The 18,423-nt window shown below is 62.5% G+C and carries 22 protein-coding genes; 15 read left to right on the top strand and 7 right to left on the bottom strand.

Going from position 1 to position 18,423, the window contains the following annotated elements; genetic code table 11:
• Nucleotides 1-46: 46 nt before the first annotated feature.
• A complete protein-coding gene (locus tag NKH97_RS01800; protein WP_128302459.1) occupies nucleotides 47-655 on the top strand; it encodes a 2'-5' RNA ligase family protein in 609 nt (202 codons plus the stop codon).
• A gap of 112 nt (nucleotides 656-767) precedes the next feature.
• Nucleotides 768-1,121 (top strand): nuclear transport factor 2 family protein, encoded by a 354-nt coding sequence (locus NKH97_RS01795; protein WP_023808694.1) that lies wholly within the window; start codon nucleotides 768-770, stop codon nucleotides 1,119-1,121.
• Nucleotides 1,122-1,224: 103 nt separating this feature from the next.
• On the opposite strand, the gene NKH97_RS01790 is transcribed toward NKH97_RS01795, so the two are convergent.
• Together NKH97_RS01790 and NKH97_RS01785 are read right to left on the bottom strand one after the other, a co-directional pair.
• Nucleotides 1,225-1,704, bottom strand: coding sequence for an SRPBCC family protein (locus NKH97_RS01790; RefSeq protein WP_023808693.1), 480 nt, complete (start codon nucleotides 1,702-1,704; stop codon nucleotides 1,225-1,227).
• Nucleotides 1,701-2,057 carry an ArsR/SmtB family transcription factor gene (locus NKH97_RS01785; RefSeq protein ID WP_023808692.1) on the bottom strand — a complete coding sequence of 119 codons (357 nt, stop codon included), beginning with the start codon at nucleotides 2,055-2,057 and terminating at the stop codon, nucleotides 1,701-1,703. The genes NKH97_RS01790 and NKH97_RS01785 overlap by 4 nt, the downstream gene beginning before the upstream one ends.
• A 159-nt stretch (nucleotides 2,058-2,216) precedes the next feature.
• Between NKH97_RS01785 and NKH97_RS01780 the strand changes: the two genes are divergently transcribed.
• Nucleotides 2,217-2,564 carry an ArsC family reductase gene (locus NKH97_RS01780; protein WP_352722811.1) on the top strand — a complete coding sequence of 116 codons (348 nt, stop codon included), beginning with the start codon at nucleotides 2,217-2,219 and terminating at the stop codon, nucleotides 2,562-2,564.
• 222 nt (nucleotides 2,565-2,786) lie between these two features.
• Here NKH97_RS01780 and NKH97_RS01775 read toward each other — a convergent pair whose 3' ends face one another.
• The 3 genes from NKH97_RS01775 to NKH97_RS01765 are packed head-to-tail and all read right to left on the bottom strand — an operon-like array spanning nucleotide 2,787 to nucleotide 5,408.
• Nucleotides 2,787-3,143 (bottom strand): DUF488 domain-containing protein, encoded by a 357-nt coding sequence (locus NKH97_RS01775; RefSeq protein WP_128302461.1) that lies wholly within the window; start codon nucleotides 3,141-3,143, stop codon nucleotides 2,787-2,789.
• A 19-nt stretch (nucleotides 3,144-3,162) separates the two neighbouring features.
• Nucleotides 3,163-4,419 (bottom strand): aminopeptidase, encoded by a 1,257-nt coding sequence (locus NKH97_RS01770; protein ID WP_023808689.1) that lies wholly within the window; start codon nucleotides 4,417-4,419, stop codon nucleotides 3,163-3,165.
• The gene (locus NKH97_RS01765) at nucleotides 4,416-5,408 is read right to left on the bottom strand and encodes a LysR substrate-binding domain-containing protein (RefSeq protein ID WP_352795260.1); all 993 of its coding nucleotides are present in this window, start codon (nucleotides 5,406-5,408) and stop codon (nucleotides 4,416-4,418) included. Before NKH97_RS01765 ends, NKH97_RS01770 begins: the two co-directional genes overlap by 4 nt.
• A 93-nt stretch (nucleotides 5,409-5,501) precedes the next feature.
• Here NKH97_RS01765 and NKH97_RS01760 point away from each other — a divergent pair, with 93 nt between their 5' ends.
• The 3 genes from NKH97_RS01760 to sbmA all read left to right on the top strand — a co-directional run bounded on the left by NKH97_RS01760 (nucleotide 5,502) and on the right by sbmA (nucleotide 8,370).
• A complete protein-coding gene (locus NKH97_RS01760; protein WP_128302464.1) occupies nucleotides 5,502-5,723 on the top strand; it encodes a hypothetical protein in 222 nt (73 codons plus the stop codon).
• A gap of 113 nt (nucleotides 5,724-5,836) precedes the next feature.
• Nucleotides 5,837-6,997: a YbfB/YjiJ family MFS transporter gene (locus tag NKH97_RS01755; RefSeq protein WP_128302465.1), complete on the top strand. Its 1,161-nt coding sequence runs from the start codon at nucleotides 5,837-5,839 to the stop codon at nucleotides 6,995-6,997.
• A 113-nt stretch (nucleotides 6,998-7,110) separates the two neighbouring features.
• A complete protein-coding gene (gene sbmA, locus NKH97_RS01750) occupies nucleotides 7,111-8,370 on the top strand; it encodes a peptide antibiotic transporter SbmA (RefSeq protein WP_023808685.1) in 1,260 nt (419 codons plus the stop codon).
• Between the two features lie 34 nt (nucleotides 8,371-8,404).
• Here sbmA and NKH97_RS01745 read toward each other — a convergent pair whose 3' ends face one another.
• The gene (locus tag NKH97_RS01745) at nucleotides 8,405-9,403 is read right to left on the bottom strand and encodes a polysaccharide deacetylase family protein (RefSeq protein WP_352795299.1); all 999 of its coding nucleotides are present in this window, start codon (nucleotides 9,401-9,403) and stop codon (nucleotides 8,405-8,407) included.
• 214 nt (nucleotides 9,404-9,617) lie between these two features.
• On the opposite strand from NKH97_RS01745, the gene NKH97_RS01740 reads away from it, so the two are divergent.
• Nucleotides 9,618-10,283 (top strand): tetratricopeptide repeat protein, encoded by a 666-nt coding sequence (locus NKH97_RS01740; protein WP_023808683.1) that lies wholly within the window; start codon nucleotides 9,618-9,620, stop codon nucleotides 10,281-10,283.
• On the top strand, nucleotides 10,280-11,716 hold the full coding sequence (der, locus tag NKH97_RS01735) for a ribosome biogenesis GTPase Der (RefSeq protein WP_352609401.1): 1,437 nt from the start codon (nucleotides 10,280-10,282) through the stop codon (nucleotides 11,714-11,716). Before NKH97_RS01740 ends, der begins: the two co-directional genes overlap by 4 nt.
• A 28-nt stretch (nucleotides 11,717-11,744) precedes the next feature.
• Here the strand turns inward: der and NKH97_RS01730 are convergent, their stop codons facing one another.
• Nucleotides 11,745-12,668 carry a LysR substrate-binding domain-containing protein gene (locus tag NKH97_RS01730; protein WP_352440007.1) on the bottom strand — a complete coding sequence of 308 codons (924 nt, stop codon included), beginning with the start codon at nucleotides 12,666-12,668 and terminating at the stop codon, nucleotides 11,745-11,747.
• Between the two features lie 119 nt (nucleotides 12,669-12,787).
• Between NKH97_RS01730 and NKH97_RS01725 the strand changes: the two genes are divergently transcribed.
• The 7 genes from NKH97_RS01725 to NKH97_RS01695 all read left to right on the top strand — a co-directional run bounded on the left by NKH97_RS01725 (nucleotide 12,788) and on the right by NKH97_RS01695 (nucleotide 18,369).
• Nucleotides 12,788-14,086, top strand: coding sequence for an MFS transporter (locus NKH97_RS01725; RefSeq protein WP_352722806.1), 1,299 nt, complete (start codon nucleotides 12,788-12,790; stop codon nucleotides 14,084-14,086).
• A gap of 144 nt (nucleotides 14,087-14,230) precedes the next feature.
• On the top strand, nucleotides 14,231-15,415 hold the full coding sequence (locus tag NKH97_RS01720; protein ID WP_023808679.1) for a cell wall hydrolase: 1,185 nt from the start codon (nucleotides 14,231-14,233) through the stop codon (nucleotides 15,413-15,415).
• A gap of 253 nt (nucleotides 15,416-15,668) precedes the next feature.
• Complete coding sequence (locus NKH97_RS01715; protein ID WP_352795259.1) at nucleotides 15,669-16,076, top strand: AtpZ/AtpI family protein; 408 nt, start codon at nucleotides 15,669-15,671, stop codon at nucleotides 16,074-16,076.
• Between the two features lie 59 nt (nucleotides 16,077-16,135).
• Nucleotides 16,136-16,894: a F0F1 ATP synthase subunit A gene (locus tag NKH97_RS01710; protein ID WP_023808677.1), complete on the top strand. Its 759-nt coding sequence runs from the start codon at nucleotides 16,136-16,138 to the stop codon at nucleotides 16,892-16,894.
• Nucleotides 16,895-16,979: 85 nt separating this feature from the next.
• Nucleotides 16,980-17,204, top strand: a complete 225-nt coding sequence (locus NKH97_RS01705; RefSeq protein WP_006206606.1) for a F0F1 ATP synthase subunit C — start codon at nucleotides 16,980-16,982, stop codon at nucleotides 17,202-17,204.
• A gap of 63 nt (nucleotides 17,205-17,267) precedes the next feature.
• A complete protein-coding gene (locus NKH97_RS01700) occupies nucleotides 17,268-17,867 on the top strand; it encodes a F0F1 ATP synthase subunit B (RefSeq protein WP_127290956.1) in 600 nt (199 codons plus the stop codon).
• A 10-nt stretch (nucleotides 17,868-17,877) separates the two neighbouring features.
• On the top strand, nucleotides 17,878-18,369 hold the full coding sequence (locus NKH97_RS01695) for a F0F1 ATP synthase subunit B (protein ID WP_023808675.1): 492 nt from the start codon (nucleotides 17,878-17,880) through the stop codon (nucleotides 18,367-18,369).
• The last annotated feature ends 54 nt before the right edge of the window (nucleotides 18,370-18,423 follow it).

Raw genomic sequence — 18,423 nt, 5'->3', positions numbered from 1 at the left:
CAACCGTAGATGAGAAACAGGAGCGTTCTTCGCCGGGCGTATGGGTATGTATCGGCAAGGTGAATTCGATTTCGGCATACCAGAGCCTCCGTGGCAACCGAAGCGGCCGGATCGTGCCTTCTTCGGGTTGTTCTTGCAGCCGAAGGACTATGGTTCATTCGCCAATCTGCAGACGCAGCTTTGTCATCGACATGAAGTCGGTGAATCGCTGCTGTCGGCTGAACGGTTCCATCTGAGCCTGCAACATGCCGGCGACTACAAGCGGCTGCGGTCCAAGACCGTCTTTGCGGGATCTCGATCGGGTCAGCGTGTCCACATGCCTGCTTTCGAGGTCACGTTTGGCCACGTCGGCAGCTTTCCCGGTCGCCCGGCAACAAGGGGCAGGCCACCTCATCGCCCATTTGTGCTTCTCGCCGATGATGGACCGGTTTTTGAACTTCACAAATTGCTTGGTGTCGAGATGCTCAGGAATGGGCTCAAAGCGTCGGATCATTTCGTTCCGCATCTGACACTTGCCTACGATCAAAAGTTCATCTCTCGGCAGCCCATCGAACCGATCAGCTTCGTTGCCCATGACTTCATCTTTGTTCACAGCCTGCGCGGCCTGACAAAATACCTCTTCCTGGATCGTTGGCCTTTGCCGTTGGCATCGTAGTTCGCAAGCTGGGCGATCCGTCCTGACACGGATTGTCAGCTACCGCACGTTCCGACGATGGAGGCCAGCAAGCTGTTCCCCATTTGCAGTGCGTCTGACAGGAGGAATACAAATGACCATCGCGGAAATTGCCAAGGATTTCACCGAGCTGCTCAAGCAGGGCGATAACGAAGCTGCTGCCGAGAAGTACAACGCCGATGATATAATCAGTCTCGAAGCCATGGCGGGGCCGATGGCCATCTCCCATGGCAAGGAGGCGCTCAGGCAGAAGGGCCAATGGTGGCAGGAGAACAATGAAGTGCATGGCGGCTCGGTCGAGGGCCCCTACGTCAACGGAGACCAGTTCGCGGTGCGCTTCAAGTTCGACATAACGCCCAAGGCTACCGGCGAGCGTGTCACCATGGATGAAGTTGGCCTCTACACGGTCAAAAACGGCAAGATCACCGAAGAGCGCTTCTATTATTGAGGCCGTGAAATACCATCGGCTTGCGGGAGCTCGGTCTCGTCGCTGAAGGTTGAAAAATAAGCATGGCGGCCGGGACGATGTCCCAGGCCGCCATGTGAGAGGCTCAAATGGTCTTCACGTACTGCGCAAGCTGATCGGCCACCGTGCCCCAGCCGTCGAAGAAACCCATCTCTTCATGGTTGTTGCGGGTCGCCTCGTCGCCATGGATGGCGGTGGCGGTGTAGCGCGTGCCCTTGCCGTCCGGCTGCAAGGAAATGACAGCGGTGATGAAGGGTTCCCCTGACGGCCGGTAACCCGGCAACAATGCATCCGTCCACACCAGCCGCTCGTTCGGCACGATTTCGAGATAGCAGCAATGGCGGTCGTTGACCTCATTGCCGTCGGGCGACTGCATGCGCGTCCGGAACAGACCGCCCGGCCTGAGGTCGATCTCGCAGTCGGTGATCATCCAAGGCCTAGGCGTGAACCATTGCTTGACATGCTCAGGCGTCGTCAAGGCGCGCCACAGCAATTCGCGCGGCGCATCGATGACGCGCTCCAGCACGAGGTCCAGCCTGGGATCCGGCTTGAGGGGATAGATCATTTTTCTGTCTCCTGGAGGGTCATCACATAGGCGTCGAACTGGTCGAGGCGGCGCTCCCACAGCGTGCGCTGTTCGGCCAGCCAGTTTTCGGCAAGCTTCAGCGGCTCGGGTGCCAGTTGATAGGTCCTGACCCGGCCGGTCTTTTGCGAGCGCACCAGCCCGCAACCTTCGAGGATTTTGAGATGTTCGATGAAGGAGGGCAGGGCCATGTCGAACGGTTGGGCAAGCTCGCTGACCGAGGCAGGGCTGCGGTTCAGCCGCTCCACCACGCGTCGCCGCGTCGGATCGGACAGTGCGCGAAAGATGCCGTCGATCGGTGGACGGCTCGGAGTTGTGGTCTGAAGGCTTGTCATTGGTCATCCCGGGTGTCGTCGAAAGCGGCTCGAAAATACTTAGGAAAATTCCTTAGTGTTGACAAGCCCAAAAACACTGGGACACCGGTGCGACCGCTGGCAAAGCGCGCAGAGCGTCCTTAATCTGCGGTCAGATTCGAAATCGGAAGGGCCGCTGTTTTGACGATCATCATCTACGGCTTCACCACCTGCGACACCGTCAAGAAGGCGCGCGTCTGGCTGGAGGGCCATGATGTTTCCTACCGTTTTCACGATTTCAGGGCAGAGGGGCTGGACGCCAAGCGTCTTGACGGCTGGGTTGGCAAGGTCGGCTGGGAAAAGCTGCTCAACAAGGCGAGTACGACGTTTCGCGAACTGGCGGAAAAGGACAAGCAGGGCCTGGATGAAAAGAAGGCCAAGGCGTTGATGCTGGCCAAGCCGACCGTGATCAAGCGGCCGGTGCTGGAGGTCGGTGATCGGATTCTGGTGGGGTTCAAGGCTGATGTTTATCAGGCGGCGGTGAAGTAGCGTAGCGAGAAGGCGACGCTGCCAATCTCCCCCCTTGCGGGGGATGGCCGGCAGGCCAGAGGGGGGTGTGAAGGATCGCCACCCTTTGACTGTTCGTCTCAGAATTTGGCCGGTGATTGGCTGACAGGTCGGCGGGACAGCACCCCCCTCTGCCCTGCCGGGCATCTCCCCCGCAAGGGGGGAGATTGGCCAATCGCCGACCTTACAGATTGTGGGCGCCCTTCAATCCGTCTTTCTGAGAAATGCCGCCAGCGCCACCGCATTGTTGTGCTTCTCATCATGCGCGCCGTAGAGCAGTGTCACCTTGCCGTGGCGAAGCAGGCCGCGCAATTCACCCACCGCATCTTCATTCCCGTCCAACTCAACTCGGTACTGCTTCTGAAACTCAGCCCAGCGCGCCGCCTCATGGCCGAACCATTTGCGCAGATCGTCGCTCGGCGCGATGTCCTTCAGCCACAGCGCCAGCGCGGCGTCCTCCTTGCTGACGCCGCGTGGCCAGATTCGGTCGACCAGAACCCGTTGCCCGTCATCGGGCGCGGGTGGCTCGTAGATACGCTTGACCGCTAGGTCGAAGGCCATCGGACCCTCCGTAAGCGGGTCAGGCCCACTCGCCCTTGCGCATGACGGGCACGCGGGCGCCGTCCTTGTGAACGCCATCGATGTCGATCTTGTCCGAGCCGATCATCCAGTCGATGTGGATTAAACTCTTGTTGCCGCCGCGCGCCGCGATCTCGTCCTGGCTGAGCGAGGCGCCGTCGACGAAGCACTTCGAATAGCACTGGCCGAGCGCGATGTGGCAGGCGGCGTTCTCATCGAACAGCGTGTTGAAGAACAACAGCCCGCTCGCCGAGATCGGCGAGGAATGTGGCACCAGCGCCACCTCGCCGAGGCGGCGCGCGCCCTCATCCGTATCGAGCACCTTCTTCAGCACGTCCTCGCCCTTCGATGCCTTGGCCTCGACGATCCTGCCTTCTTCGAAACGCACCGAAATGTCGTCGATCAGCGTGCCCTGGTAGGACAGCGGCTTGGTCGAGGAAACATGACCCTCGACCCGCCTTGCGTGCGGCGTGGTGAAGACCTCCTCGGTCGGGATGTTGGGGTTGCAGGTGATGCCGTTCTTGGCGGTCGAGGCGCCGCCCATCCATTCATGGCCGTCCGCCAGCCCAACGGTCAGGTCGGTGCCTGGCCCGGTGAAATGCAGCGCATGGAAATTATGGCCGTTGAGCCATTCGGTGCGGCTGCGCAGCGCTGCGTTGTGCGCTTTCCAGTTGCCGATCGGGTCCTCCACATCGACCCGCGAGGCGGCGAAGATGGCATCGGCAAGCTTCACCACGGCAACGTCGTCGGCATCGCCGGGGAAGACCTGTCTGGCCCAGGCGAGGTCCGGATAGGCGACGATGTTCCAGTTGATGTCGAAGCCGGTGATCTTTTCCAGCGCCGGCTGATACGCCATCGAATTCGCCTTGTTGGCGCGCGCCACCTTCGCCGGATCCTGAGCCGACAACAGCGATGGATCCTCGCCGCGCACGGCAAGCCTGGCCGCATTGTTGGCAAAGGCTTTCGCCATGCCCTCATAAAGCCAGCCGGCGGCGCGGTCGAAGCTCGCGTCGGCGCCGAAACGGTAGCGGGCCAGCGTCATCTCGTCATCGTTGAAGATTGGCGTCACCAGCCCGGCGCCGGCCTTGTAGGCATGCTCGACGATCCGCCTGGTCAACGGCAGTGCCGCGATCGACGAAGTCAACACCAGATCCTGGCCTGGCTGCAATTGCAGCCCGACCTTGATGGCGACTTCCGCCAGCCTGTCGAGCTTCACCGGGTCGATCGATGCGGAAACGCCGCGCGAATGTGTGGTCATGATCCTGCCTGTCGTAGTTTGATGTCCGACTCTACATAGCTCGGTGCCTCCGTCCTTTCCACCGCGATCGCGACGGTGGGTTCTGCGTTCGCGGACCCGAACCGCGCCATGGTTGCCTCGATCTCTTCCCTGATCCAGAGCTTGAAATCCCGGACCTTGCGGCTTTCCGCCTTGACGGACGAGGTCACCAGCCAATAGCCGAGCCCGCTCTGGGCGCGGATTCCGAAAGGCGCCACCAGCCGCCCGTCGGCCAGCGCATCCGCGGCGAGCAATTGCCAGCCCAGCATCACGCCATGGCCGGCAATCGCCGACTCCAGGCACAGCATCGGGTCGGTGAAACGCGCACCCTTGAGGAAGGTGACAGGTGGGACACCGGCCGTTTCGAACCAGCTTTCCCAGTTGATCATCGCCCGCTCGTCGGTAATCGCGCAGGTCTGGGCAAGGTCCTCGATCGATTTCAGTTTTTGGGCGATCGGCGGCGCGCAGACCGGGAAGACTTCCTGCGCCAGGAGCAGTTCCGTGCGCCCGCCCGGCCATTTGCCGTCGCCGAGCCGGATGGCGATGTCGATGTCCGAGTGATCGAGATTGGCCAGCCGCACCGAAGCGTCGATGCGCAGCAGCACGTTGGGATGCCGGTCGAAGTGGCGAGATAGTCTGGGCAACAGCCACTTCGAGGCAAAGGCCGGCGCCACCGAAACCACCAATGTGCATTGCGTAGCCTCGTCGGCCAGCGCCACGGCCTGGGAAAGCTCACGAAATCCAGCACCAAGGCGGGCCGCGAAGACGGTGCCGAACTCAGTCAGCACCAGACCGCTCGCCGTTCGCTCGAACAGCGCCTGGCCGAGCTGTTTTTCGGTACGGCTTATCTGCTGGCTGACGGCGCTGACGGAAACGTTGAGTTCACCGGCCGCCGCCGCCAGCGATCCGAGCCGGGCAACGGTTTCGACGGCGCGGAGGCCGTTGAGATGGACGCGGTTGAGCATGGCCATTGAGTTTTTCTAAACTGATCCGGCTGAAATCTCAATTGAAGGCATGTCTAAACGGCAGATTTTGTCGGGAGAGACAGACCCGTGGAGCCGGAAATGCTGAGGATCTTGTCGTCATCGCTGAGGGTCTTTTTCGCTGCGACTACTTCGCATGAGCCGCGCCAGGACAGCGAAACGCAGAGATGGCTGATCGATCCGCTTTCGCATCCGGTGCTGAACACCATGTCGGAGCGCGAACTGGGCGATGTGCCGTTCAGGCTGACGGCACGGCGGACAGTGCACGAGACGGTTCCACTATGCGCCGGCGGTCGCTGCTGAGCAGGTGCCAAGCGTTCCGGTTCGAGGAAAGTCGAGGCGAGCACGTCCCGCGTACGCACTGGCCCAACAGATGGCGATTGTTTCAGCGATCCCTGCACTTATTGTGCAGTGCAATGACATCAGCCACCTCGACAGCGCTGCGGTTCGCTCTCGCCGGCATGATTGCCATGGCGATTGCCATGGGCATCGGCCGTTTCGTCTACACGCCGATCCTGCCCGGGATGATGCAGGAACTGCATCTGTCGCCTGCCGATGCCGGCTGGATCGCGTCGGCCAATTATCTCGGCTACCTCGTCGGCGCGTTGGCAGCGGCGGGCGGCTGGGCGCATGGGCGCGAGCGCCTGCTGATGCTGGCGGGGCTTGGCGCCAGTGCGGTCCTTGCCGCGCTGATGGGGCTGACCGAAGCGATGGCGGCCTTTCTCGCCATCCGCTTTCTGGCCGGTCTGGCCAGCGCCTTCGTCATGGTGTTCATGGCCAGCATCGTGTTCAGCCATATCGCGGCTGCCGGTCGCAACGACCTGCAGGCCTGGCATTTCGGCGGCGTCGGGCTCGGCATAGCGGCATCGGCGGCGATGATGGCGGTGCTGGTCGCCGAGCATTCGGGCTGGGCGGCAGGCTGGCTGTGGTCGGCGACGATTTCGGCCTGTGGTTTCGTCCTCGTCGCTCTGTTGGTCAATGAGGGTCCGCTCGGCAACGGCGAAGTCACCCGCGAGCCGGCACTGCGGATGGACCGGTCGTTGGTCAAGGTCATCATCGCCTACGGCCTGTTCGGCTTTGGCTATGTGGTGACGGCGACATTCCTGGTCGCCATCGTTCGGCAAGGCGGCGGCAGCCGCATCTTCGAGGCCATGGTGTGGATGGTCGCCGGTCTTGCGGGCTTTCCCTCCGTCTGGCTCTGGCAGAAGATCGCGGCCCGGACCGGCCTCTATGCCGCCTATGCGCTGGCGTGCTTCATCGAAGTTGCCGGCGTCACCGCCAGCGTCGCCATCGGCGGAGCCACCGGGCCGCTGCTTGCCGGCGTGCTGCTCGGCGGCACCTTCATTGCCATCACCGCATTTGGCCTGCAAGCCGCCCGGCAGCAGGCGCCAGAGGCGCCGCGGCGGATCTTTGCCCTGATGACGGCTGCGTTCGGCCTTGGCCAGATCATCGGTCCGGTCGCAGCCGGATTTCTGGCGCAAATGTCCGGCGATTTCTTCCTCGCCTCGATCACCGCCGCAACCATGCTGGTCGTCTCCGGCGCCATCACATGGTCGGCTGCGCCAAAATCGCCATGATTGTGGGCTTGCTGTGCCGGGCATCGGGCACGGGCATTTTCTTTCCCACTAATGTGTGACTTTATGCCCGCTGTCGTCAGCTGATTTGCGCCTAGATCGAGGAATTCGCCACAGTGTTCGTATCCTTTTTCCCGCAGCCGAAGCTCTTTTTCACTTCGGCCGCCGTCTGGAGCCTTGCGGCGATCCTGTTCTGGTTCTTCGGTGGTGAACAATTGGGTGCGGTTTTCGGATTGCCGCCCGCCGCGGCCGGCGCGCCGCCCCTCATCGGCATCGCCATCCTCGTATCGAAGCCGTTCCTCTGGTTCTATCTCTATTTCGCGTTCTGCGTGCTCGTCTTCTATGCATTCTGGAGTTGGTATTCGCCGCATCCATGGCAGCGCTGGTCGATCCTGATGACCGCGGTCATTCTGTTCTTCATCTATTTCAATGTGCAGGTCAGTGTCGCCGTCAACGCCTGGTATGGGCCTTTCTTCGACTATGTGCAGGGCCTGATGTCGGGGACTGGAAAGTCTACCAACAGCGAATTTTATATCGGATTGGCCGATTTTTCGTGGCTGGCGCTGGTCGGCATGAATGTGCAGGTGGTCAATGCCTTCATCGTCAGTCACTGGATCTTCCGTTGGCGCACGGCGATGAACAACTACTTCGTCGAGAACTGGGGCAGGCTGCGCCATATCGAGGGTGCCTCGCAGCGTATCCAGGAAGACACGATGCGGTTCTCGCAGATCATGGAAGATCTCGGCTCCAGCTTCGTCCAGTCGATCATGACGTTGATCGCATTCCTGCCGGTCATGATCCAGTTGCAGGCCCATATCACCGAGTTGCCGATTATCGGCGCGATCCCGCAGCCATTGGTTGTCGCGGCCCTTGCCTGGTGTCTGTTCGGGACGATCTCGGTCATGGTTGCCGGTCTGAAGCTTCCAGGGCTGCAGTTCCGCAACCAGCGTGTCGAAGCCGCCTACCGCAAGGAACTCGTCTACGGCGAGGATCATGCGGACCGGGCCCAGCCGGCCACCACCGCCGAGCTGTTCGAGAATGTTCGTCACAATTATTTCAGGCTCTATTTTCACTACATCTATTTCAACGTCGTCCGTTACACCTACCTGCAGGCCGACAACATTTTCTCGCTGCTGATCCTCGGTCCCTCGCTGGTGGCGCACAAGATAACGTTCGGCGCGCTGAACCAGATTTCGAACGCGTTCGGCAAGGTGACCGGTTCGCTGCAGTTTCTGCTCACCTCCTGGTCGACCATCGTCGAGCTGCAATCGGTCCACAAGCGCCTGCGCGCCTTCGAGGCGACGCTCCAAGGCGAGCCGCTGCCTGAAATCGACCAGCGCTATCTGGCAAGGCAGGGCGCCGAGGACCCAGCCTAAAGGTCGAGGTTGGAAATCGAACCGGGTTGGCGGCTCAGCCGCCGACCGAAACCTGCTTCGGGGCAGCATCCTGGCGCGAGACATAGTCGCGAAAACTGATGCATTCGACATCCGCCTTGACGCAGACGTCGCCGGCAAAGCGCTCCAGCGCGTTCCAGTAGGCGCCGTCATTCATCAGCGCGAAGTGGAAGCCGAGTTCCAGCGGAATGCGTTTTCCCGCATACTGCCTGTCGAAGGCGGCGCGGAAGGCAGCATAGGTCCGGTTGGCGAACTCGCCCGCTTGGCTTGGCCGCTCGAAGCCGCCGGAATGCCTGACATAGAGATTGTAGTCCATGGCAATCACCGGCCGCGACTTCGGTCCTTCGGGAATCTGAGGCAGGGAAAAGTGCATGATGCCGTTGCTGGCCGTCGGTCGGGCAGGGCCTTGCGAGACGCCGCTGGCATCGAATTGATATCCGGCCGCCGGCAGCGCTTCGTAAAGCGCCTTGCTGGTCGACAGGTACGGCGCGCGAAAGCCGACCACCGCATGCCGCGCGAAATCGCGCCAGCCCTGTGGTTCGGGTGCAATGCCGTTGATCGCATAGGCGTTTTCGAGAATGTGCTCGAACGAACTGAACTCTTTCAGCCAGTCCGCCTTGCTCCAGTCCTTGCCGTCGAAATGGCCGCAGCCATGGCTGGCGATGTCGTGGCCTTCATGCGCGGCAAGGCCGATCTGTTCGAGCCGCTCGGTGACTTCCTGCTTGGAGGCGGCAAAGCCGATGTTGGATTTGCCGGCGCTTTTGCCGGGTGCGGTGTACTCCTTGCGCGTCTCCGTCGACAGCAGGAAGACGCAGGACAGAAAATAGGTGAAATGCGCGCCGGTGCGCTCAGCCAATGCCCGGCTGCGTTTCCATTGCGAAATATCGCGGGCGCTGTCGAATGACATGATGACGACCTGTTTCGGCTTTGCCGGCACCGGCGGATCGGCCAAAGCCCCGCCACCAGTGGTGAGCGCGGCAAGCGAAAACGCAACAACGCGGAACGGACGAAGCATAGGCAATCTGATCTTCACTCGGGGAACGTCTGCACGCCGGCTATCGCCTAAATGTGGCGTGGGTGCGATGAGCCTTTTCGGCTGCTTGTCCGGGGCAAACATCCGTTTGCCCCGGACAATAGGCGATTTTCCGGTTGAACCCCTTCCATGCCGGCAAAATTTCGCTAAAACGCGGGCTGACAAACGCCCGACGGGGCAGGAATGGTTTGATTTGATGTCCGACGACAGTTTCATCCGTGAAGTCAACGACGAGATCCGTCGCGAACAGGCGCAGGCGCTGTGGGACCGTTTTGGCCCCGCTCTGATTGTCGTTGCGATCCTCGTGGTGCTCGGCACCGCCGCCTTCGTCGGCTACCGCTATTGGGACGAGACGCGCGCCAACCGCTCGGGCGATGCGTTCTCGCAGGCGCTGAAGCTCGCCAATGACGGCAAGAACGATGAGGCGCTGACCGCGCTCGATCAGTTGGAGAAGGATGGCTACGGCGCTTATCCATTGCTCGCCCGCATGCGCGGCGCGACCGTCAAGGCGAACAAGGGTGACGTCCCCGCCGCCGTCAAGGATTTCGACGAAGTCGCCGCCGATACGGCCATTCCCCAGGGCATTCGCGACATGGCGCGCCTGCGAGCAGCACTGCTGCTTGTCGACCACGGCTCCTTTGCCGACGTCTCCAGCCGTGTCGAAGCGCTCACATCCGACACCAACACGCTGCGCCACACGGCGCGCGAGGCACTCGGCCTTTCCGCCTGGAAGGAAGGCAAGACGCAGGATGCGCTGAAACTGTTCGACCAGATCGCCGCCGATGACGGCGCCCCGCGCAACACCCGCGAGCGCGCAACATTGATGTCCGAGCTGATCCGCGGGTCGGGCAGTGCGTCGTGACCTTCAAAGTCGCCATCATCGGCAGACCTAACGTCGGCAAATCGACTCTTTTCAATCGGCTGGTGGGAAGGAAGCTGGCGCTCGTCGACGACACGCCGGGCGTCACCCGCGACCGTCGCGTCCATGCCGCCAAGCTCTACGACCTGCATTTCGATGTCATCGACACCGCCGGCTTCGAGGACGCTGGCGCCTCGACCTTGCCCGGCCGCATGCGTGCGCAGACCGAGATCGCCATCCGCGAAGCCGACCTGATCTTCTTCACCATCGACGCCAAGTCCGGCCTGTTGCCTGACGACAGGACCTTCGCCGAGATCGTGCGCAAGTCCGGCAAGCCGGTCGTGCTGGTCGCCAACAAGGCCGAGGCGAAGGGCGCCCAGGGCGGCATGCTGGAAGCCTGGGAGCTCGGCCTTGGCGAGCCGATCCCGGTTTCGGCCGAGCATGGCCAGGGCATGCCCGATTTGCGCGACGCCGTGATCGGCGCGCTCGGCGAAGCGCGCGCCTTCGGCGAAGAAGAAGATGGCGAAGACGAAGACGTCGCTGCCGGCGAGGTGCTGATCGGCGAGGATATCGCCGATCCGGATGCCGAGCACGCCTATGACGACACCAAACCGATGCGCATTGCCGTCGTCGGCCGCCCCAATGCCGGCAAGTCGACGCTGATCAACGCGCTGATCGGTGAAGAGCGGCTGCTCACCGGACCGGAAGCCGGCATCACCCGTGATTCGATCTCGGTCGATTGGGATTGGCATGGCCGCCGCCTGAAACTGTTCGACACGGCCGGCATGCGCCGCAAGGCCAGGATCCACGAAAAGCTGGAAGTGATGTCGGTGCAGGACGGTCTGCGCGCCATCCGGTTTGCCGAGATCGTCATCATCGTCCTCGACGCCACCATCCCCTTCGAGAAGCAGGATCTGCAGATCGCCGACCTGATCATCAGGGAAGGCCGGGCGCCGGTGATCGCCTTCAACAAATGGGATCTGATCGACCATCCCCAGGAGCTTCTGGCCGAACTGCGCGAGAAGACGGAACGGCTTCTTCCCCAGGCGCGCGGCATGCAGGCCGTACCCGTCTCGGCCGAGACCGGGCGCGGCCTCGACAAGCTGATGGATGCCGTCATCAAGACCCACAAGGTGTGGAACAGCCGCGTCTCGACCGGCAAGCTCAACCGCTGGCTGGAGGGCATCCTGGCGCATCATCCGCCGCCTGCTGTTGCCGGGCGCCGGCTGAAGGTCAAGTACGTCACCCAGGCCAAGACCCGTCCGCCGGGCTTCGTCGTCCAGTGCTCGCGGCCCGACGCGATGCCGCAATCCTATGTCCGCTACCTCTCCAACAGCCTGCGCGAAGCCTTCGACATGCCCGGCGTGCCGATCCGCATTGCGCTGCGCACGTCGGACAACCCGTTCGCCGGCAGGTCAAACAAGAAACGCAACTGATCGTCGGCGCCCACCTGGCGCTTCATGATCACGCCACGTTGCGCAGGCCGTTGTCGCTGACCCGCGCATTTTCGGGCAGCGCTTGCCGTGCGGCGTCCAGCAGGATATCGCCGAGGCGGGCCGCCACCGGCTCCGCCTCGGCGTCCTTGCGATGCAGGAACAACGCCATCTTGGGCAGGGCGGGCAATCCGGCGATCTCCGGCGTCATTGCGCTGACGCTGGCCGGCAGGCCGATGTCGGTGCGGATCGTCAGCCCCAGCCCCGCAGCAACCGCGGCCCAGATGCCGCCAAGGCTTGGGCTGGAAAAGGCCATCCGCCACGACAGGCCGGCACGGTCGAGCGTTTCAGTTGCAACCGTACGCAAAAGGCATGGCGCCTCGAGCGCCACCAGCGGCAGTGGCTCACCGTGGCGCAGGCTGGTCTCGATGCGCTTTGCCGGCCCGATCCAACGCATCGGCACATCGGCGACATGCTGGCTGTAGGGCAGCGTTTCGCCGCAGTGCCAGGCGAGCGCGATGTCGAGACTGCCTGACATGACCCTTTCGGCAAGGTCGTGGCTGCGTGCGATCCTGGCTTCGATCTTGACCTTGGGGTGCGCCCGGGCAAATCGGCCGAGCACGTCCGGCAGCACCGCCTCGCCGAAATCTTCCTGCAAGCCGAGCCGTACCCAGCCTTCCAACTCGACATCATGGATGGCGGATGCCGCCTCGTCATTCAATTCGATCAGCCGGCGCGCATAGCCGAGCATAGTCTCGCCGGCCTCGGTCAAAGCGAGGCCGCGTCCTGATTTGCGGAAGATCGGCGTCGCTGCCTGTTCTTCCAGTTTCTTCAATTGCGCGCTGACCGCCGACGTCGACCGGCCAAGCCGGTCAGCGGCCTTGGCAAAGCTACCCAGTTCCATACCGGTGACGAAACTGCGCAGGACGTCGAGGTCGAAAGTTACGCGTCGCATGTGTGAAGTCCCGATTTTCAGGATTGTATGTCAAAAACTTCCTGATTTTCAGGATGAAATTATGGCGGTAGGGACAGATCGTCAAGGCGGGACCACTGGCCAGCACGGGAAATGAAGTCATGTCCGCCATTGTCAATTGCGCCGACCGGCAGCCGTCAGAACTCCTGGAAGATACGGCAGCCGGTTCCGCCGAAAGGGTATTCAAGCCCGGCCATCGCTGGAAGGTTCTGGGCATCGGCGTCGCCGCCAATGCCGCCTTCTCGGCTACGTTCTCCGGCATCCCGGCGACGGCGGTCGTTCTTCGCCAGGGCTATCACCTGGGCAATGCCGAGCTCGGCCTGGCGCTCGGCCTTCTCGGGCTGGGGGTCGCGCTCAGCGAACTGCCCTGGGGCCTGCTCACCGATCGCTGGGGCGATCGCCGCGTGCTCCTGATCGGGCTCGGCGCGACGGCGGTGTGGCTCCTGGTCATGGCGATGCTGGTTGTGCCGACAAAGGCCGGTACTCCCGATGTCACGCTGCTCGCCGCGAGCCTGCTCATCACCGGACTGCTCGGCGGCAGCGTCAACGGTTCGAGCGGCCGCGCCATCATGGGCTGGTTCCGGGAAAACGAGCGCGGCTTTGCAATGAGCATCAGGCAGACGGCGGTGCCGCTCGGCGGCGGCCTTGGGGCCCTCATACTGCCCTCGCTTGCTCTGGCTTTCGGCTTTGGCGCGGTGTTCGGGGTGCTGGCGGGTGCATCCGCTCTGTCTGCCCTGTTCGCCTGGCGCTGGCTGCACGAGCCGCCGACGGCGGGCAAGGATCATCTCGCTGCGGCTTCTGTGGCCGGACCGGCGCCGCTGCGCAATCGCGATGTTTGGCGTATCGCGACCGCCATCGGCCTGCTCTGCTTTCCGCAGGTGGCCGTGCTCACCTTCGCCTCCGTGTTCCTGCACGATTTCGTTGGATTGGGAACGGCGGCGATCAGCGCGAGCCTCGCCGCCGTTCAGATCGGCGCCATGGTCATGCGCATCTGGAGCGGCCGCTTCACCGACTGTCACGGCAACCGCCGCCAATTTCTTCGCTTGTGCAGCGCGTTCAGCGCCCTTGCCTTCGCCATGCTTTGGCTGCTGGTCCTGTTCGGCCCAACCGTTCCGGGCGGCCAGCTCATCTGCTTGGCGGTCCTTCCAGTCGTGCTTATTGTCGCAGGCATCTCCGTCTCCGCCTGGCACGGCGTCGCCTACACCGAGCTTGCCACCCTTGCCGGGGCCAGCCATGTCGGGACCGCGCTCAGCCTTGCCAACACCTTTGTTTTTGTCGGCTTCTTTCTGGTGCCGGTGGCCATTCCGGGGCTCTTGCACCTCTGGTCCTGGTCCGGCGTCTGGCTGGCGGCCGCCATCTGCGCGCTGATCGCCCGGCCGATCTTCCTGCGTCCGGCCTGAATAGTCGGCCGCAAAATCGCCTGACTTCGCAACCACGACCTCGGGCCGACCGGGAAAACCCGATCGAAGCCGTTAACGTCCCATCAAGGTTAATGCATCATTTTGCTCTCCAGTGGGGTCAGTCGCGTTCCTGGAGAGTGTTCCGTGCATCGACGTGTGTTGAAGCGGCTGGTTGCCGCCGCCGGTGAGAGAAAACGTGGCTTTCTGGCTCCGCTCGTCATCGGTTTCGGCATCTGGATCGGCTTTCCGACGGTCGCCGCCTATCAGGACATGACGAGCCTGGTTTCCGGCCTCGAAGCATCGAGCACGCGCTGGAATTCCTATGTCGAGAAATCCGTCGCCGGCTCGACCCATGCGGCCGAGATGCCCTTTGCCGATTCTGATGTCACCGGCTCCATCTCCGGATCGGGTGTCCACCTGGCCGGTGTCGGCAACGTGTCGTTTCGCGGCAAGGGCGGCAAAGTCAGCGGCACGCCCGATGAGGACCGCGTCGTGCGCGCCGAGAAGAAAGGGCGCATCGTCCAGATGTCTCCCGTCGCACCGCCGAAGAACTTCAACGCCGGCTCGATCTTCGAGCGCACCTCCTCCTTGCTGCGGCCCAGCATGGACAGCGGCCTGAAAATGGCTTTCGCCAAGCCGCAGATCAAAGGCAAGGAAATCCAGATCGCCGCGGCATTCCATGCGCGCGAGGACAAGAAGCCGGATCCCGGCGTGCCGGCCATGCTGGCAGCGCTGGTCAACAACGACCATCCGGACGTGCTGGCCACCGCCTACGCGCAGTCCGAGCCTGATTATGCCAAGGCATCGCCCTTCGAAGCCCTGCTTCAGGACGAGCAGCCCAATGAGGGCCGCTTCATTCCGCCGATGGCCAAGGGCGATCATTCGTGGATCCAGAACCCGCTGCCCGCCAGTGTCTTCTCCCAAAAGGAGCAGGCATGCCTTGCCAACGGCATCTATTTCGAGGCGAGGAGCGAATCCGTGCGCGGCCAGGCCGCTGTCGCCCAGGTCATCCTCAACCGCGTCCGCAATCCGACCTATCCGAATTCGATCTGCGGCGTCGTCTACCAGAACGACAGCTGGTTCAACCGCTGCCAGTTCTCCTTCGCCTGCGACGGCAGGAAGAAGCGCATCGATAGCCCAGCCGCCTACAAGACCGCCCAGGAGATCGCCATGGCCGTCACTGCCGGCAAGATCTTCATCCCGGAGGTCGGATCGTCGACCCACTACTATGCCCAATATGTCCATCCCGGCTGGGCGCGCACAATGCAGAAGATGACCAAGATCGGCCTGCATATCTTCTATCGGACCTATGGCGGCGGCTGGAGCTGAGTGCAGAGCAGCCGCTGATCTTTGATGTGGCGCGCAGCCTATCGAAGAGCCATTGCGCAGGGGATTCGCGCCATGCATCCTCGTCATCATGGCGGGCACGATGTCGCACCTTTCTAATTGATTGATTTTATTGCCTAAAATACATGGCAATGAACTTCCGCCCGTGGCTTGACGGGCGCAAACCCTCTAACTATGTTGCCGGCGACTTTAGAAGCGGACGGACGGTGACGGTCTGACCGGGCAGGGGGTTGCGATGGCCGACAAGAATGGGCCAGACGGAACCGGAAAAACCGGCCGCGGCAATCGGCATGAACCCGATATCCGCGACGACGATCTTGAGCGCCGCCGCCGTGACCTTGAAGCTTCGCTTGCGACAAGGCGGCCGGGCCGGCTCGAGGGGAAAGACGACGCGAAAGCGGGCAGTGTGGCCGGTTATGGTCAGGCGCTCAAACTCTCCAGCGAGTTTATCGCCGGGGTGGTGGTGGGTGCCGGCATCGGCTGGATCATCGACCGTCTGGCGGGGACATCGCCATGGGGTCTGATCGTGTTTCTGCTGCTTGGTTTTGGCGCCGGAGTGCTCAATGTGATGCGTTCCGCCGGCGTTGTGGCAGAATTTGGACAGGGCGATAAATCGCGCCGTGACCAAGACGACAAGAAATGACCGCGCTTCATGTGCGGTAATGGTAACGAGGCCGTACGCGGCATTGACGGGGTTTGAACGTGGCAGCTGACAAGGTCGATCCGATCCACCAGTTCCATATCAACAAGCTGATTCCGATCGACATCGGCGGCTATGACCTGTCTTTCACCAATTCGGCGCTGTTCATGGTCGCAACCGTGATCGTCGCGGCTGGATTCCTGTTTCTCACGACGTCGAGCCGCAGCCTGGTTCCCGGGCGGCTTCAGTCGGTCTCCGAGATGGCCTACGAGTTCGTCGGCAACATGTTGCGCGATGCCGCCGGCACGCAAGGCATGAAGTTCTTCCCTCTCGTGTTCTCGCTGTTCATGTTCGTGCTCGTCGCCAATCTGCTTGGCCTGTTCCCGTATTTCTTCACCGTCACCAGCCACATCATCGTCACCTTCGGCCTTGCCGTGCTGGTGATCGCAACCGTGGTCGTCTACGGCTTCATGAAGCATGGTTTTGGCTTCCTGAAACTGTTCGTGCCGCATGGCGTGCCGGTCTTCCTGCTGCCACTGGTGGTGCTGATCGAAGTGATCTCCTTCGTGTCGCGCCCGGTCAGCCTCTCGGTTCGTCTGTTCGCCAACATGCTCGCCGGCCACATCACGCTGAAGGTGTTCTCCGGCTTCGTGGTCAGCCTGAGCGCGCTCGGCGCGGTCGGCGTCGCCGGCTCTATCCTGCCTCTGGCGATGGCGGTGGCGCTGACGGCACTGGAACTGCTGGTCGCCTTCCTGCAGGCCTACGTCTTTGCCGTGTTGACCTGCATGTATCTCAACGACGCCCTGCACCCCGGGCATTAGGTCCAAAAGTTTCCGGCCCAGGAATTTCCAACATTGGCGCCGGATGGAATCGCAACGGAATTTTAGATCCAAAGGAGTTGAACAAATGGACGCAGAAGCAGCAAAGTACATCGGCGCCGGCATCGCTTGCCTGGGCATGGGTGGCGCGGGCATTGGCCTCGGCAACATCTTCGGCAGCTACCTGGCGGGCGCTCTGCGCAACCCGTCGGCTGCCGATGGCCAGTTCGGCCGCCTGATCTTCGGCTTCGCCGTGACCGAAGCTCTGGGCATCTTCTCGCTTCTCATCGCGCTTCTGGCCCTGTTCGGCTGAGCACTCGGGAAGATTGGACAGGCCGGCCGCGCAAGCGGCGGGCCTGAATTTCGGGGATAGTCCATGTTCGTGACATCTGCCTTTGCGCAAGAGTCCGCGCCATCAGCCGATACCAGCCACGCTGCGACGGAAGGCGAAACGCATTCCGGCACCAGCGTGCCTGCTGAAGCGCATGGCACGTTTCCGCCATTCGATCCGGCGACGTTCCCGTCGCAGCTTCTGTGGCTGGCGATCACCTTCGGGCTGTTCTATCTCTTCCTGAAGCGGGTGGTGATGCCGCGCGTCGGCGGCATCATCGATGTCCGCAACGATCGCATCACGCAGGACCTTGATCAGGCGGCCAAGTTGAAGGGCGAGGCCGACGCCGCCGTTGCTGCCTACGAGCAGGAACTGGCGGAAGCCAAGACCAAGGCCAACGCGATCGGCCAGCAGGCCAACGACGCGGCCAAGGCCGAGGCCGACACCGCGCGCAAGAAGGTCGAGGCCGCGCTCGACGCCAAGCTTGGCGAAGCCGAAGCCCGCATTTCTTCCATCAAGGCCAATGCCATGAAGGAAGTCGGCAGCATCGCCGAGGATACCGCTTCGGCGATCGTCGAAGCCCTGGTTGGCGGCAAGGCCAGCAAGGCCGAGATCGCGGCCGCGGTCAAATCCGTGGCCCGGTGAGGAGCGCATCATGGATTACACATCTCTCGCGACGCTCTGGGCCACGGTTGCCCTGGTCATCTTCCTGGGCATTGCCGTCTACATCAAGGTGCCTCGCCTGATCGCCAAGGCGCTCGACGCCCGCGCCGCCAGGATCAGCAATGAACTGGACGAAGCACGCCGACTGCGCGAGGAGGCCCAGCAACTGCTTGGCCAGTATCAGCGCAAGCGCAAGGAAGCCGAGCAGGAGGCCGCCGACATCGTCGCCGCCGCCAAGCGCGAAGCCGATATGCTTGCCGCCGAGGCGCACAAGAAAACCGAGGACTATGTTGTCAGGCGCACCGCGCTTGCCGAACAGAAGATCGGCCAGGCCGAGCGTGACGCCATCAGCGAAGTCCGCGCCAGCGCCGTCGACATCGCCGTAGAGGCAGCGCGCGCGCTGCTTGCCGGCAAGATCGACGCCAAGGCCGGTGCCGATCTGTTCAAGGCATCGCTCGCGGACGTGAAGTCGAAGCTGAACTGAGCCCTCACAGCCCCCATACAATTAAAGCCGCCCGGGCAACCTGGCGGCTTTTTT

Origin of the sequence: Mesorhizobium sp. M0870, from assembly GCF_040319775.1 — a bacterium.
Taxonomy (GTDB): domain Bacteria; phylum Pseudomonadota; class Alphaproteobacteria; order Rhizobiales; family Rhizobiaceae; genus Mesorhizobium.
Note: the sequence above shows the minus strand (reverse complement) of the source record. Positions and strands in the feature narration are given on the sequence as shown.